The sequence below is a fragment of the Mycobacterium sp. RTGN5 genome, from assembly GCF_033804465.1.
GTDB lineage: Bacteria > Actinomycetota > Actinomycetes > Mycobacteriales > Mycobacteriaceae > Mycobacterium.
Window position 1 is genome coordinate 1,485,743 of record NZ_JAPZLA010000001.1, and the last position, 14,188, is coordinate 1,499,930.

Below are 14,188 nucleotides of genomic sequence, written 5' to 3' on the forward strand. Positions count from 1 at the left end.
AGGTGATACCGCCGGTACCGCAATACCGCACGATAGATTTTCAGCCGTGATCGTGACCACCATCAACGTCAACGGGGTGCGCGCCGCGGTGCGCCAGCGCTCCCCGGAAAACCTCGGCCTGCTCGATTGGCTGACCCGGACCACCGCCGATGTCGTGTGCCTGCAGGAGACCCGCTCCGACGATGAGCAGATCGCCGAAGCGCTGGCTCCCGCGGTGGCCGACGGCTGGCACCTGGCATCGGCCAGCCCGCACCTCAAGGGCCGCAGCGGGGTGGCGATTCTGTCCCGCACGCCATTCGCGGCGGTCCGAATCGGTCTGGCGGCAACCGAATTCGAATCACACGGCCGCTACCTCGAAGCAGACCTGGCCGGCGGCCAGACCGTCGGCAGCGTCTACGTCCATACCGGCGAGGCGGGCACCGACCGGCAGCTGGAGAAGGAGCGGTTCACCGCCGCGCTTGCCAAGAGGATGGCTGAGCTGACCGCCGACGGCCGCGATGCGGTGATCTGCGGCGACTGGAACATCGCCCACACCGAAAATGACATCAAGGCCTGGAAAGCGAACGTCAAGAAGTCCGGGTTTCTGCCCAGCGAGCGGCAGTGGCTGACCGATCTGCTGGAGGCCGGGTGGGTCGACGTCGTGCGCCGCATGCACCCCGACGTCGCCGGCCCGTACAGCTGGTGGTCGTGGCGGGGCAAGGCGTTCGACAACGACGCCGGCTGGCGCATCGACTACCACCTGGCCAGCGAGAGCCTGGCCGCGCGAACCGTGGCCGCCCGCGTCGAAAAACCTGCCCTGTATGCGCTGCGCTGGTCCGATCACGCCCCGGTGACGGTGGAATTCGGGGTCTAGTAGCTGCCGTTGATCCAGGCGCCCCAGGGGACATACGTCGTGGCCGGGCTGGCGTAGGTGCTGGGGGCGTTGAAGTTGCCGGAGTTGGTGCCCTGGTCGTCGTCCCACGAGTAGCTGTTCTGGGCGCTGGCCGGTCCGGCGAAACCGAGAGCCGCGCCGCCGATGACGGCGCCGGCGATGGCGGGGGCGGCGATCAGAGCTGCGAGGCGGTTCTTCATCATGGTCGGCCTTTCCAGTGTCCGTTGGCGGTGCTTGCCACCCGTTGTGGTGTGACTCAAATCATTCGCGCTCCAGACCTGCTGGTCGATCGGCTGGTTGGCCGTTTTTGGTGTCCACCGATTGGGGGACAGCGTGGCTGTCAGCAGCCTTGTCGGTCGGGGCCGTCCAGCGAGGCAGGGGCGTTGTCGATCGCCGTGGTCACCGCATCAAGGACCCGCGGATCCCAGGTCAGGGCGCTGGCGCGCGGGAGCTTGGTGATCATCGAGACGTAGTCGCTGTGGGTGTCATCGACGGTGTCGCAACGCCGATGCGGCAGCACGGTGTCGTCGACATCGCGCGCCAGGGCGCTGCGCAATTCGACGACGCCGTCGTTGGGCCACACCGCGGCGTCGGCAGGACTGGGGTGCCCGTACCGGTTGCCGCCGATCACTGTGACGGGTATCCGGTCCAGGATGCCTGCCTGAAAGGCGTTCCAGCCCTTGGGTCCGGTCAGGTAGGACTGGCCGAGTTCACGCGCCGAGCCGGAAATATGCACCGCCGCAATATCTCTGGCGTATCCCTTCATCTGGCTCTCGCAGAACTGGTCACCCAGGCAGGCGCTCAACGGCACAGTGCCCTCGACGTAGTTCGCCAAATACGATCCCTGCCAAGGCGTTCCGATCGTCGTCAACGACCGCACTGTCACCGGCGAGCCGTCGGCCAGAAGGTTCCGGATCGCGGCGCGGGCATAGAGGCCGCCCATGGAATGGCCGACCAAGTCGACCTCGTCGATCTTCTTCTCGGTGTGCAACCAGTCGATGAAGCGGGCCAGGTGCTCGCCGGCCAGGTCGATACTGCCGGTGCTGTCGATGGTCATGGCCGCGGGCAGCGGCCCCGGGCAGGAGGCGAACGCGCCGTAGCCGGTCGTGTCGTGCATCTGCCCGGGGCCCGCCATGGCAGGCGCGGTGAACACCGAATGTCCGGTGCCCAAAAGGTGTTCGCGCAACGGGGTGTGATCGGTGCCCGCCGCCAAGCCGATCGCACACGCGGCCTCCGGCGCGGTGTACGGGCTCGTGCTGGCCAATCCCGAGACGATGACCACGGCCCGCGTCGGCTGATGCGTCTCGGTTTCGGCGGGGTGTGAACAGCCGGCCAGCATGACGGCCGCCGCCAGCGCCAGTACCCGCCGCACTAGGCCGGGCAGCCTTCCCGGTTGGTGCCGTCGAGCGCCTTGGGCGCGTCGTCGATGGCCTTGTGCACGACGTCAAGCACCTGCGGGTCCCATGTCAGCGCGGTCTTCTGGTCCAGCCCAGCAAGATTGGAGACGTAGATGCTGTGCGTGTCATCGAAGGTGTAGCAGCGGCGGTGGGGCAGCACCGGGTCACTGATGTCTTTGGCCAGTGCGCTCTGCAGCGCCACGATGCCGTCGTTGGGCCACACCGCGGGGTTGACCGGACCGGCCCCGCTGGTTTTTTCTCCGGTGAACTTCTTGCCGCCGATCAGCACCACCGGGATCTTGTTGAGCACGCCGGATTGGTATTCGTTCCAGCCGCTCTTGCCCATCAGGAACGCCTGGTTGACCTCACGGCCCGAACCCGCCATGAGTCGCTTCACCTCGTCGGCCATGCCCTTCATCGAAGTCTCGCAGAAGGTGTCGCCCCTGCAGTCGCTCAGCGGGATCAGCCCGTTGGCGTTGTCGGACAGGTACGACCCCTGCCATGGTGTCCCGATCGTGGTCAGTGACCGCACTTTCAGCGGCGAGGTCGTCGACGCCAGCACCCGGATGGCGGCGCGGGAGTACAGCCCGCCCATCGAGTGGCCGACGAAGTCGACCTCGTTGACACCCTTGTCGGTGTGCAGCCAATTGAGGAACCGGGCCAGGTGCTCACCGGCGGTGTCGATGCTGCCCGTCGAGTCGACGGTCATGTTCTCCGGCAGGGTGATCGGGCAGACCCCGAACGGCCCGAAGCCGCTCTGATCGACCACCTGGCCGCGGCCGGCCATCGCGGGGGAGGTGTAGACGGCGTAGCCCTTGCCCAGCAGGTACTCCCGCAGCGCGGTGTCGGTGTTACCGGCGGCCAGCCCGGTCGCGCACGCCTGGTCGGGGCCGGTGTACGGCGTCGTCGCGTCCCCGCCGGACACGATCACCACCGCCGTGGACGCCGGGCGCTTCTCCTCACTGGAGTCCGAATTGCTCTGGCACCCGGCCAGCACACCGATCAACGTCACCGCAGCGGCCAGCGCCAGTACATGTCGCACGAAGCAGGATGCTAGCGGTCAGCAGCCTCGTGACAGGATTGACAGACCATGAGTAGCTCATCCCGTCGCGTCGTCTTTTCCGGCGTCCAGCCGACTTCTGATTCGCTCCACCTGGGTAACGCGCTCGGTGCGATCAAGCAGTGGGTCGGTCTGCAGGACGACTACGACGCGTTCTTCTGCGTGGTGGACCTGCACGCGATCACCGTGCCGCAGGATCCCGCCACGCTGCGTCAGCGGACCCTGGTGACGGCCGCGCAGTACCTCGCGCTGGGCATCGACCCCGCCCGCGCGACGATCTTCGTGCAGAGCCACGTGCCCGCCCACACCGAACTGGCGTGGGTGTTGGGTTGCTTCACCGGATTCGGCCAGGCCTCGCGGATGACGCAGTTCAAGGACAAGTCGCAGAAGCAGGGTGCCGACGCCACGACGGTGGGGCTGTTCACGTACCCGGTGCTGATGGCCGCCGATGTGCTGCTCTACGACACCGACCTGGTTCCGGTCGGCGAGGATCAGCGTCAGCATCTGGAGCTGGCCCGAGATGTCGCGCAGCGGTTCAACGTCCGCTTCCCCGATACCTTCGTGGTCCCTGAGCCGATGATCACCAAGGTCACCGCCAAGATCTACGACTTGGCCGACCCGACGGCCAAGATGAGCAAGTCCGCGGCCACCGAGGCCGGGTTGATCAGCCTGCTCGACGACCCGAAGGTGACGGCCAAGAAGATCCGCTCGGCCGTCACCGACAGCGAGCGGGAGATCCGCTTCGACACCCAAGCCAAGCCGGGGGTGTCGAATCTGCTGTCGATCCAATCCGCGGTGACGGGCACCGATATCGAGACGCTCGTGGCGGGCTATGCGGGCCGCGGCTATGGCGACTTGAAGAAGGACACCGCCGAGGCTGTCGTCGACTACGTCACGCCGCTGCAGCAGCGCGTCGACGAACTGCTGGCCGACCCGGCCGAACTGCAGGCGATCCTGGCCGCGGGCGCGGCACGCGCACGAGAGGTGTCTGCTAAGACCATCGGACGGGTATACGAGCGGTTAGGGTTTTTGCCGACAAGTCCGTAGCCGACAGGTATGTAGACAATGCGGGGAGGCTGGGCAATGTCAGAACCGGCCAAGAAGCCGAGCCGCTTGGACCGGTTGCGGGCCCGCTATCACTGGTTCGATCACGTGATGCGCGCCCAGGAGCGCTACCAGAACGCCAAGGGTGACTTCTACGCCGCGGGCATCACCTACTTCACGATCTTCGCGATGTTCCCGTTGCTGATGGTCGGGTTCGCGGGCGCCGGTTTCGCGCTCGCGAGCCGGCCGCATATGCTGGCCGATATCGAAAACCGGATCAAGGCAACGATTTCCGGTGACTTCGGCCAGCAGCTGATCGGCCTGATCGATTCGGCGGTCCAGTCCCGCACGTCGGTCGGCGTGATCGGTTTGGCCACCGCGGCATGGGCCGGCCTTGGCTGGATCTCCAACCTGCGTGAGGCACTGAGCCAGATGTGGGACCAGCGCGCCGAGCCGCTGAACTTCGTGCGCACCAAGCTCTCTGACTTGGTGGTGCTGCTGTCGTTGTTCGTGGCGATCGTGTTGACCATCGCCCTGACGGCGCTGGCCGATCCGTCGGTGATGACCAAGCTGCTGCAATGGATCGGCATACCCCATCCCGACGGGCTGGGCGGGGTGCTGCGGGTTGCCTCTCTGGCGGTGTCGTGGGCGGTGTCGTGGATGTTGTTCAGCTGGATGATCGCGCGGCTGCCGCGCGAGTCGGTCAGCTTCCGGAGCAGTCTGCGAGCGGGTCTGATGGCGGCGGTGGCGTTCGAGATCTTCAAACTGGTCGGTTCGATCTATCTGCGTTCGGTGGTACACGGCCCGGCGGGTGCGACATTCGGGCCGGTGCTTGGCCTGATGGTGTTCGCCTACATCACCGCGCGGCTGGTGCTGTTCGCCACCGCGTGGGCCGCGACGGCGAAGGACAATCTGCTCCCTGCGCCGGTTGGTGCGCCCGCACCGGCGATCATCTCGCCGCGGGTCGGTCCGGACGACGGGCTGAGCGCACGGCAAACGGTGGCCGCGATGGCGGTGGGTGCGGTTGGAGCGCTTGGGCTTTCGCGGGTCTGGCGCAGGAACCGCGACTAGCTCGCTCTGCTCCGCGAGATTGAACTCACGCAGAGAAAGTACGAGTAACCGTCTGCGTGGCTTCAATCTCGCGGACGGTCATGGCCGCCAACCCCTCGAAATCAACGCGTCACGCACTCGGGCGATCACCTCATCCGGGCGGTCCTCCTTGATCACCCGCGCTGCTTCCCATCCCATGCCGGCGACCAGCCGTGCCCGCTTCTGATCCCACGCGTACCGGCTGCGGTCGGTGCGGTGTTGGTCCCCGTCATATTCGGCGGCGACCTTGAACTCCTCCCAGCCCATATCGAGGACGGCGACCAAACCCCGCTCGTCGTACAGCGGGATCTGCGTTGTGGGCACGGGTAGGCCGGCGTCAATCAGCAAGAGGCGCAACCACGTCTCCTTCGGAGACGCCGCACCGCGATCAACGAGCGGAACGATTTCGCGGAGTCGGCGAACCCCGCGGGCGCCCGGGTACCGCTTGGCCAGCAACAGGATGTCCTCGCTGGAGAACGAGTCCGCTCGCATCAGCGCGTCCAACCGTGCGATGGCCAAAGCCCTCGGGAGGTACCGCCCGAGGTCGAAAGCGGTCCGGGCCAAGGTAGTGACGGGAAGGCCGGCGATCCAAGTCACCTCGTCATCGCCAAGAGTTTCATTGCGCACGATCACGCCTCGCGGCGGGCGTCCGTTGTCCCAGATCAACTCGATAGGTTCAGCAGGGTTGATCCACGCGGCCCCATGCATCGCGGCCGCCGCCGCGCCCGCGATGGTGGCCCGCCTCCGTGACCACAGCCAGGCCGCGATCGTCCGATCCCGCAATGAGACAGGCTGTCCGCCAGCGTGATAGACGTCAGGCAGAATCCTTTCATGAAACCGCTGCAGCTGGTATCGGGTCAGGGCACCGCTCGCTAGGGCTTCACTGCCGATGAATACCTCACCCATCGGGTCATCATCGACGCGGCCACTGACACGTCGCCGAGATTGAACTCAGGCCGAGAGAGTGCGAGTAACCCTGTGCGTAGCTTCAATCTCGCTGCGCAAGGGCGCAGGAACCGCGACTAGCTACCGGCCTCGCGCGGGTCGGCGATTGATCGAACGCGCCATCATGATCAGGCCGAACACGACCAGCCCGCCGATCACCCCCACACCAACCCGGACCGGCACCGCATCGGCGGCGGGCAGTACCGCTGAGGCCTTGGCGCTCACCGCTGAGTCCGCATCCGGCTTCGGCGGCGTCAGCGACGGATCGGGGTCGATCAGGTTGCCGATCTTGGTGCCCGGCGGCGTCGAGAAGCCGTAGTCGAGCAAGTGGGCGGCCTGCTGCCACGGCGGAATCGGCTGGCGGGTACCGCGCATCAGGATCGCGACCAACCGGCGACCGTCGCGGTTGGCGGCGCCGACGAACGTCTGCCCGGCGTCATCGGTGTAGCCGGTCTTGCCGCCCAGCGCGCCCGGATAGTTGTAGAGCAGCTGGTTGTCATTGTCCAGCTCGTAGCTGGGATGGTCGCCGTCCTCGCCCGGCTTGGCCGGGTGCCCGGGAAATTCGTATTTCTGGGTCGCGACGATGTTCGCGAAAGTCGGGTTCTCCCAGGCGTATCGGTAGAACAGCCCGATGTCGTAGGCCGAGGTGCTCATGCCCGGACCGTCCAGGCCCGACGGCGTCGCCGCGCGGGTGTCCTGCCCGCCGAGCTTGCGGGCCAGCGTGTTGATTTTCTGCAGGGCGGTGTCCATGCCACCGACCTGCGCGGCCAGGGCATGGGCAGCATCGTTGCCCGAGTGCATCAGCAGGCCGTGCAGCAGGTCGTTGACGGTGTAGTGACCGCCGACGTCCACGCCGACCCGGGTGCCCTCGGCGTTGGCGTCGTCCTGGGTGCCCTCGACCATCTTGTTCAGCGGCAGTTCGTTCATCGACTGCATCGCGATGAGCACCTTGATGATGCTGGCGGGGCGGTGCCGGGCGTGCGGATCGCGCGCGGCGATGATGTCGCCGGTGTCCAGGTCGGCGACGATCCACGACTCGGCCGAGATGTCGTCAGGAACGGGCGCGGTGCCCGCCGCGACGATCACCCCGCAACCCGACAGCGCGTCGCCCCCGACCGGCTTTGCGGGCACAGGCAGCGGCTGCGGCGGATCGCCGGCTTCGGGCACCTCGGAGGAGTCCACCGCCGGGGGCGTCGTCACCCGATACGGGCAGGTATTGGGGTCCGGCGCACCGGCCGGTTCAGCCCATGCGATCGCCGGCGTGCCGACGACGCACAGCGCCGCGGCCAGTGCGGCAGCACACCGCGTGAATAGTTTCGAGCTCGCCATCGAGTCGCAGAATAGGGGATTGCGGCCCGGAAACAGTGGAGCCGCGCTGTGACTGGAGTGGTAGTTGTTACAAATCGAGACATGCGACGGCGGACGACCCGATGCACCCCAGCCACAGTTTGCGGTCGTGTTCCACCAGGCCGGTGGCCAGCGCGAACCGTGCATCGGTGGTGCGTAACTGGGCTCGGACCTGGCCGTCGAGATCGACGGCGAGCGCCCACACCACCGGCTTGGGGTTAGGCAGCCAGCTGTACGGCAAGCGCCACAGCAGCCGGCGCAGCGCGGGGGCGCGCGGGGCGAGCCATTCACCGACCGCATTGCGCTCGCTGACCAACGCGACCCAGATCCGCCCGTCGGGTGCCAGCGAGATGTTGTCCGGATAGCCGGGCAGGTGCTCGATCAGCGGCACCGGCTCGCCGACCCCGGAGCCGGTGAGCGGGTACCGCGAAACCCGGCACGCGGTGGTCTCGGCGACCACCAACGCCGACTCGTCGGCGGTCAACGCCACCCCGTTCGCGAACCGCAGCCCGGTGGCCAGCGTCGTCACGGTGCCGTCGACGTCACGGCGGAACAGCGAGCCGCTGGCCCGGGCCTCCAGCACCGAGCCCTTGTAGTACTCGTAGTGAAAGCGGGACGTCGACTCGGTGAAAAAGATTGTGCCGTCCGATGATTCGACCACATTGCTGCAGAACGTGAGCGGCCGTCCGGCGACCTCGCTCACCAGTGTTTCGCATGCGCCGGTGACGGGATCCAGCCGCAGTAGCCCGCGGTGGCTGTCACAGATCAGCAGCCGCCCGTCCCGGCTGGCCGCCAGACCCAGCGGCCGCCCGCCGGTATTGGCCACCACCTCGGGTGCGGCGCCGGGCCGGATCCGCACGATCGCGCCGTCGTCGGTGCCGGTCCAGATCGCACCATCGGCGTCGACGACGACATCCTCGGGGGCATGGCCTGGAATATCGACGATGCGGAGTGGTCCGGCCAGATCCGGCGGGGGCAGCGCGGCGGAAGGCGGCGGCTGCCACCGCACGGGATCGACCGGAGGTTTAATGCCAGGCGTTGCCACGGGTCTGCAGGTGATCCCAGGCCTGGGTGAACACCCGGCGCAGGATCTGCTCGATCTCGTCGAAGACGGCCTGGTCGCTGATCAGCGGCGGGGCGAGCTGCACCACGGAGTCGCCGCGGTCGTCGGCGCGGCAGTACAGACCCGCCTCCCACAACTCGACGGACAGGAAACTGCGCAGCAGCCACTCGCTGAGCTCATCGTCGAGGGTCGCCTTGGTGGCCTTGTCCTTGACCAGCTCGATGCCATAGAAGAAGCCCTCGCCGCGGACGTCACCGACGATCGGCAGGTCGAGCAGTTTCTCCAGGGTGGCGCGGAACGCCGGCGCCGTGGTCTTGACGTGGTCGTTGAGACCCTCGCGCTCGAACACGTCGAGGTTGGCCATCGCGACCGCCGCCGAGACGGGGTGCCCGCCCCAGGTGTAGCCGTGCGCATAGGTCGTCTGGCCGTCGTTGAACGGCTCGAAGAGCCGGTCGGAGGCGATCATCGCGCCCAATGGGGCGTAACCGGAGGTCAGGCCCTTGGCGCAGGTGATGATGTCCGGCACGTAGTTGAAGTCGTTGCAGGCGAACATCGAACCGATGCGGCCGAACGCGCAGATCGTCTCGTCGGAGACCAGCAGCACGTCGTATTCGTCGCAGATCTCCCTGACCCGCTCGAAGTAGCCGGGCGGCGGGGGGAAGCAGCCGCCCGCGTTCTGCACCGGCTCGAGGAACACCGCCGCCACCGAGTCGGGACCTTCCATCTCGATGGCCTCGGCGATCCGGTTCGCCGCCCACTGACCGAACTCCTTGATGTCGGTGTCGTGGCCCTCGGGCGCGCGGTAGAAGTTCGTGTTGGGCACCCGGAAGCCACCGGGGGTGATCGGCTCGAATGGCGCCTTGAAGGTCGGCAGGCCGGTGATGGCGAGCGCGCCGTGCGGTGTGCCGTGGTAGGCGATGGCGCGCGAGATCACCTTGTACTTGCCGGGCCTGCCGGTGAGCTTGTAGTACTGCTTGGCCAGCTTCCACGCCGACTCGACAGCGTCGCCGCCGCCGGTGGTGAAGAACACCCGATTCAGATCACCGGGCGCGTAATTGGCCAGCCGCTCCGCCAGCTCGATGGCCGGCTGGGTGGCGTAGGACCACAGCGGGAAGAATCCCAGCGTCTCGGCCTGCTTCTTGGCGGCTTCCGCGATCTCTTCCCTGCCGTGGCCGACCTGCACGACGAAAAGGCCCGACAGGCCGTCGATGTAGCGCTTGCCGTTGCTGTCCCAGATGTGGACACCGTCGCCGCGGGTGATGATCGGTGGTGTGATTCCGGCGCCGTGGCGGGCGAAGTGGCCCCACAGGTGCCGGTCTGCCTTGGCGCCGAGCTCGGCAGTCAGGTTCTGGCTGGCGGTGGTTGTCATCGGGTACCCCAATTGTATTGTTGCTTAACTAGTTTCAGATAGACCAGCGTCTCGGTGGAGGTCACTCCCGGCACGGCGCGGATCCTGGTGTTGAGCAGCTCGAGCAGTTCGGCGTCGTCTTCACAGACCACCTCGGCGATGGCGTCGAAGGTGCCCGCGGTGAGCACCACGTAGTCCACCGCTTCGATCAGCGCCAGCTTCTCGGCGACTTTGGTGGTGTCGCCCGTGCAGCGGATGCCGATCATGGCCTGACGGCTGAAACCCAGTTGCAAGGGGTCGGTCACCGCGACGATCTGCATCACCCCGGAGTCGACCAGGCGCTGCACTCGTTGGCGCACCGCCGCCTCCGACAGCCCGACGGATTTACCGATTGCGGCGTAGGAACGCCGCCCGTCCTGCTGCAATTTCTCGATAATGGCCTTGGACATCTCGTCCAGTTGGGCAGGTCCGTTTCCACCCGCCGCAACGGCGCGGACGGGAAACCGAGTGGCCGGTACACCCGTGTCACGCATGCCCATGATTGTGCACGGAATCAGTTGTTTTAGGCAACCAGATCGATGAAATTGGTGGCGTTTGCCCACCCATACTGCGGGAATGCGTAGCAGCCCCTAAGGGGGTCGGTTACCGTGGAACGGTGACAACTCTCGCCTCTGACAAGACCCGCATTGTGCCCAGTAGCTGGATCGATGGCGCCCCGGTGGTCACCGGCGGCGGCCTGCATCAGGTGATCAACCCGGCCGACGGCAGCGTCGTCGCAGAGTTGGCGCTGGCTCAGCCCGCCGACGTCGACATCGCCGTGGCCTCCGCCCGCGCGGCGTTGCGCGGCTGGTCGCGGGCCACTCCGGCGGAGCGGGCCACCGTGCTGGCCAAACTGGCCGAACTCGTCGAGGCCAATTCCGAGCAGCTTGTCGCCGAAGAGGTCAGCCAGACCGGCAAGCCGGTACGGCTGGCAGGAGAGTTCGATGTCCCCGGCAGCATCGACAACATCGCGTTCTTCGCCGGGGCGGCCCGCCACCTGGAAGGCAAGGCCACCGGGGAGTACTCAAGCGATCACACCTCCTCCATCCGGCGTGAGGCAGTCGGCGTGGTCGCGACGATCACGCCGTGGAACTACCCGCTGCAGATGGCGGTGTGGAAGGTGCTGCCTGCGCTGGCGGCGGGCTGTTCGGTGGTGATCAAGCCTGCCGAGCTGACCCCGCTGACCACGTTGACGCTGGCCCGGCTGGCCACGGAGGCCGGCCTGCCCGACGGTGTCCTCAATGTCCTCACCGGCGCCGGTTCCGACGTCGGCTCGGCGCTGGCCGGTCACCGCGACGTCGACGTCGTCACGTTCACCGGTTCGACCGCGGTCGGCCGCAGGGTGATGGCTGCGGCGGCCCTGCACGGGCATCGCACCCAGTTGGAGCTCGGCGGTAAGGCGCCGTTCGTGGTGTTCGACGACGCCGACCTGGACGCCGCGATCAACGGCGCGGTGGCCGGATCGCTGATCAACTCCGGGCAGGACTGCACCGCCGCGACCCGCGCGATCGTCGCCCGCAACCTCTACGACGACTTCGTCGCGGGCGTGGCCGAGCTGATGTCCACGATGGTCGTCGGCGACCCGCAGGACCCCGATACCGACCTGGGCCCGCTGATTTCTGCCGCGCACCGCGACAAGGTTGCCGCGATGGTGGCTCGCGCGCCGGGAGAGGGCGGCCGCATCGCCGCAGGCGGCGCCGCGCCGGACCGGCCGGGCTCCTTCTACCTGCCGACGCTGGTCGCCGATGTCGCCGAGACCTCCGAGATCTACCGCGACGAGGTGTTCGGCCCGGTGCTGACCGTGCGCACCCATGACGGCGATGACGATGCGCTGCGTCAGGCCAACGACACCGACTACGGGCTGGCCGCCTCGGCGTGGACCCGCGATGTGTACCGCGCCCAGCGCGCCTCGCGCGAGATCAACGCCGGCTGTGTGTGGATCAACGACCACATCCCGATCATCAGCGAGATGCCGCACGGCGGGGTCGGCGCGTCCGGATTCGGCAAGGACATGAGCGACTACTCCTTCGAGGAGTACCTCACCATCAAGCACGTGATGAGCGACATCACCGGGGTCGCCGAAAAGGACTGGCACCGGACGATCTTCAAACTGCGCTAAGTAGTCCAGGGGACGCGGCAGGCGTCGCCCGAACTGAACCCCTGCTCGGTGATGCCCAGTGCCGAGTTCATCCGGGAGCGCATGTTCTCCACGCCGATCTGATAAGTCAGCTCCACCACGCCGTCGGCGCCGAACCGCCGCCGCAGGTCGTCGACCTGTTCGTCGGTGATCGTGTGCGGATCCGTCGTCATGGCGTCGGCGTAAGCGATCGCGGCCCGCTCGTCGTCGTTGTAGAGCGGCGAGGTCGCGTAGTCGTCGATGTGCGCGAGCCGGTCGAGGTCCAAGCCCTCCAGCCGCATCAGCATCTGCCCGAAGTCGACGCACCAGGAGCAGCCGACGGCGCGGGCGGTCCAGAACACCGCGAGCTCGCGGACGCTGACCGGCAGCTTCGTGGACGCCTTCTGCAGTAGGCCCTCGTGCACGGCGTTGGCCACCAGCAGGCCGGTGTGGTGGGCATAGACGGCGAACGGCCCGGGAACCTCGCCGAAGCGCCGCCTGGCCCAGCGGTACATCAGCCGGGTCAGCAGCGGGGCCTTCTCGGGGGTGAGTGCTTCGAGTCGTGCCTTGCTGCTCATGTGCTCAAGTGTGCTCATGTACTCAAGATGCTCGCCGGGCCGGAAATGTGACACCCCGAACCGCATCAATATTGGGTTGACGGACTAAGTACTCGACTAGGGTGCTGACTTGTGGATTTCGACCTTGACGCCGAACAGCGCGCCTGGTTAGCCGAGGTTCGGGAATTCCTGCGCGAGAACGTCACTGACAGCCTGCGCACAGAAATCGCCGAACACAATCTGGAACACCCCGGCGGGGAGGTGGCCGCGTTCCGCGCCAAGCTCGGCGCCAAGGGCTGGTTCGGCCTGAACTGGCCCGCGGAGTACGGCGGCCTCGGGCTCGGCCCGGTGCACCTGCACCTGCTGATGACCGAGTTCGAATACTGGGGTGCACCCGGCCCCGATCTGACCGTCACCTCGATCGCGCCGATGATCATGCGGCACGGCACCGAGCAGAACAAGCGTGAATTCCTGCCGCCCATCGCCCGCGGCGAGATGACCTGTGCCCTCGGCTATTCCGAGCCTGACGCCGGAACCGACCTGGCCTCGTTGCGGACCAAGGCGGTGCGCGACGGCGACGAGTGGGTGATCAACGGGTCCAAGATCTGGAACAGCGGGGCCCAGCGGTCGACCCACGAATGGCTGTGTGTGCGGACCGATCCGCAGGCCCAACGACACCGGGGGATTTCGGTGATCGTCGTCCCCGTCGACAGTCCCGGCATTCGGATTCGCCCGTTGATCGCCTGGTCCGGCTACCGCACCAACGAGGTGTTCTTCGACGACGTGCGGGTGCCGGTCACCAACCTCATCGGCGAAGAGAACCGCGGCTGGTCCTACATCACCGGTGCCCTCGACCTCGAACGGGGTTCGCTGACCAACGCAGGCGACCTGCGGCGCGCGCTCGACGAGCTCCAGGTGCTGGCTCGCATGCCACGACGCGACGGCTCGGTTCCGATCGACAACGCGGGGTTCCGGCGCCGGCTGGCCCAGGCCGAGGCCGACGTCGAGGTGGCCGGGCTGATGGGCTACGAGGCGTCCTCGATGCTGTCCGACGGGGTGATCCCGACCGTCGAGGTGAGCGTCGAGAAGGTGTTCAGCAGTGAATTGCGGCAGCGCATCGCTGACTTGGGCATCGACCTGCTTGGCGCCGAAGGATTGCTGGCGCACCGAAATCCGGAAGCCCCGGCCGGCGGGCGGTTCGAGAAGCTCTACCGGTTCGCCCCGCTGATGCGCTTTGGCGGTGGCACCAACGAAGTGCTCCGAGACGTCATCGCCCAGCGTGGCAACGGCATGCCCTCCTACGGACGTTGAT

The 14,188-nt window shown here is 67.1% G+C and carries 13 protein-coding genes and 1 pseudogene; 5 read left to right on the forward strand and 9 right to left on the reverse strand.

Annotation, left to right across the window (positions count from 1 at the left end):
- The first annotated feature begins 46 nt into the window (after positions 1 to 46).
- A complete protein-coding gene (locus SLQ31_RS07265; RefSeq protein ID WP_319431024.1) occupies positions 47 to 853 on the forward strand; it encodes an exodeoxyribonuclease III in 807 nt (268 codons plus the stop codon).
- On the opposite strand, the gene SLQ31_RS07270 is transcribed toward SLQ31_RS07265, so the two are convergent.
- The 3 genes from SLQ31_RS07270 to SLQ31_RS07280 all read right to left on the reverse strand — a co-directional run bounded on the left by SLQ31_RS07270 (position 850) and on the right by SLQ31_RS07280 (position 3,310).
- Positions 850 to 1,071: a hypothetical protein gene (locus SLQ31_RS07270; protein WP_319431026.1), complete on the reverse strand. Its 222-nt coding sequence runs from the start codon at positions 1,069 to 1,071 to the stop codon at positions 850 to 852. The genes SLQ31_RS07265 and SLQ31_RS07270 overlap by 4 nt on opposite strands.
- Positions 1,072 to 1,211: 140 nt before the next feature.
- Positions 1,212 to 2,243: a hypothetical protein gene (locus SLQ31_RS07275; protein ID WP_319431028.1), complete on the reverse strand. Its 1,032-nt coding sequence runs from the start codon at positions 2,241 to 2,243 to the stop codon at positions 1,212 to 1,214.
- Positions 2,243 to 3,310, reverse strand: a complete 1,068-nt coding sequence (locus tag SLQ31_RS07280) for a hypothetical protein (protein ID WP_319431030.1) — start codon at positions 3,308 to 3,310, stop codon at positions 2,243 to 2,245. The genes SLQ31_RS07275 and SLQ31_RS07280 overlap by 1 nt, the downstream gene beginning before the upstream one ends.
- A gap of 48 nt (positions 3,311 to 3,358) precedes the next feature.
- Here SLQ31_RS07280 and trpS point away from each other — a divergent pair, with 48 nt between their 5' ends.
- Together trpS and yhjD are read left to right on the forward strand one after the other, a co-directional pair.
- Entirely contained in the window at positions 3,359 to 4,375 is a 1,017-nt protein-coding gene (trpS, locus tag SLQ31_RS07285) for a tryptophan--tRNA ligase (RefSeq protein WP_319431032.1), read from the forward strand.
- A 36-nt stretch (positions 4,376 to 4,411) separates the two neighbouring features.
- Positions 4,412 to 5,443 carry an inner membrane protein YhjD gene (gene yhjD, locus SLQ31_RS07290; protein ID WP_319431034.1) on the forward strand — a complete coding sequence of 344 codons (1,032 nt, stop codon included), beginning with the start codon at positions 4,412 to 4,414 and terminating at the stop codon, positions 5,441 to 5,443.
- A gap of 78 nt (positions 5,444 to 5,521) precedes the next feature.
- On the opposite strand, the gene SLQ31_RS07295 is transcribed toward yhjD, so the two are convergent.
- The 5 genes from SLQ31_RS07295 to SLQ31_RS07315 form a co-directional block, all read right to left on the reverse strand.
- Complete coding sequence (locus SLQ31_RS07295; protein WP_319431036.1) at positions 5,522 to 6,367, reverse strand: hypothetical protein; 846 nt, start codon at positions 6,365 to 6,367, stop codon at positions 5,522 to 5,524.
- A gap of 120 nt (positions 6,368 to 6,487) precedes the next feature.
- Entirely contained in the window at positions 6,488 to 7,735 is a 1,248-nt protein-coding gene (locus tag SLQ31_RS07300) for a D-alanyl-D-alanine carboxypeptidase family protein (RefSeq protein WP_319431038.1), read from the reverse strand.
- Positions 7,736 to 7,802: 67 nt separating this feature from the next.
- The gene (locus tag SLQ31_RS07305) at positions 7,803 to 8,762 is read right to left on the reverse strand and encodes an SMP-30/gluconolactonase/LRE family protein (protein ID WP_319431040.1); all 960 of its coding nucleotides are present in this window, start codon (positions 8,760 to 8,762) and stop codon (positions 7,803 to 7,805) included.
- Positions 8,763 to 8,778: 16 nt separating this feature from the next.
- Positions 8,779 to 10,185, reverse strand: coding sequence for an aspartate aminotransferase family protein (locus SLQ31_RS07310; RefSeq protein ID WP_319431042.1), 1,407 nt, complete (start codon positions 10,183 to 10,185; stop codon positions 8,779 to 8,781).
- Positions 10,182 to 10,613 carry an Lrp/AsnC family transcriptional regulator gene (locus tag SLQ31_RS07315; RefSeq protein WP_413641919.1) on the reverse strand — a complete coding sequence of 144 codons (432 nt, stop codon included), beginning with the start codon at positions 10,611 to 10,613 and terminating at the stop codon, positions 10,182 to 10,184. Before SLQ31_RS07315 ends, SLQ31_RS07310 begins: the two co-directional genes overlap by 4 nt.
- A gap of 206 nt (positions 10,614 to 10,819) precedes the next feature.
- Between SLQ31_RS07315 and SLQ31_RS07320 the strand changes: the two genes are divergently transcribed.
- Positions 10,820 to 12,322 carry a gamma-aminobutyraldehyde dehydrogenase gene (locus SLQ31_RS07320; protein WP_319431044.1) on the forward strand — a complete coding sequence of 501 codons (1,503 nt, stop codon included), beginning with the start codon at positions 10,820 to 10,822 and terminating at the stop codon, positions 12,320 to 12,322.
- On the opposite strand, the pseudogene SLQ31_RS07325 reads toward SLQ31_RS07320, so the two are convergent.
- Positions 12,319 to 12,864: pseudogene (locus tag SLQ31_RS07325) on the reverse strand (carboxymuconolactone decarboxylase family protein); the annotation flags it as partial. The gene SLQ31_RS07320 and the pseudogene SLQ31_RS07325 sit on opposite strands and share 4 nt — an antisense overlap.
- 144 nt (positions 12,865 to 13,008) lie before the next feature.
- Between SLQ31_RS07325 and SLQ31_RS07330 the strand changes: the two are divergent.
- Positions 13,009 to 14,187: an acyl-CoA dehydrogenase family protein gene (locus SLQ31_RS07330; protein ID WP_319431046.1), complete on the forward strand. Its 1,179-nt coding sequence runs from the start codon at positions 13,009 to 13,011 to the stop codon at positions 14,185 to 14,187.
- The last annotated feature ends 1 nt before the right edge of the window (position 14,188 follow it).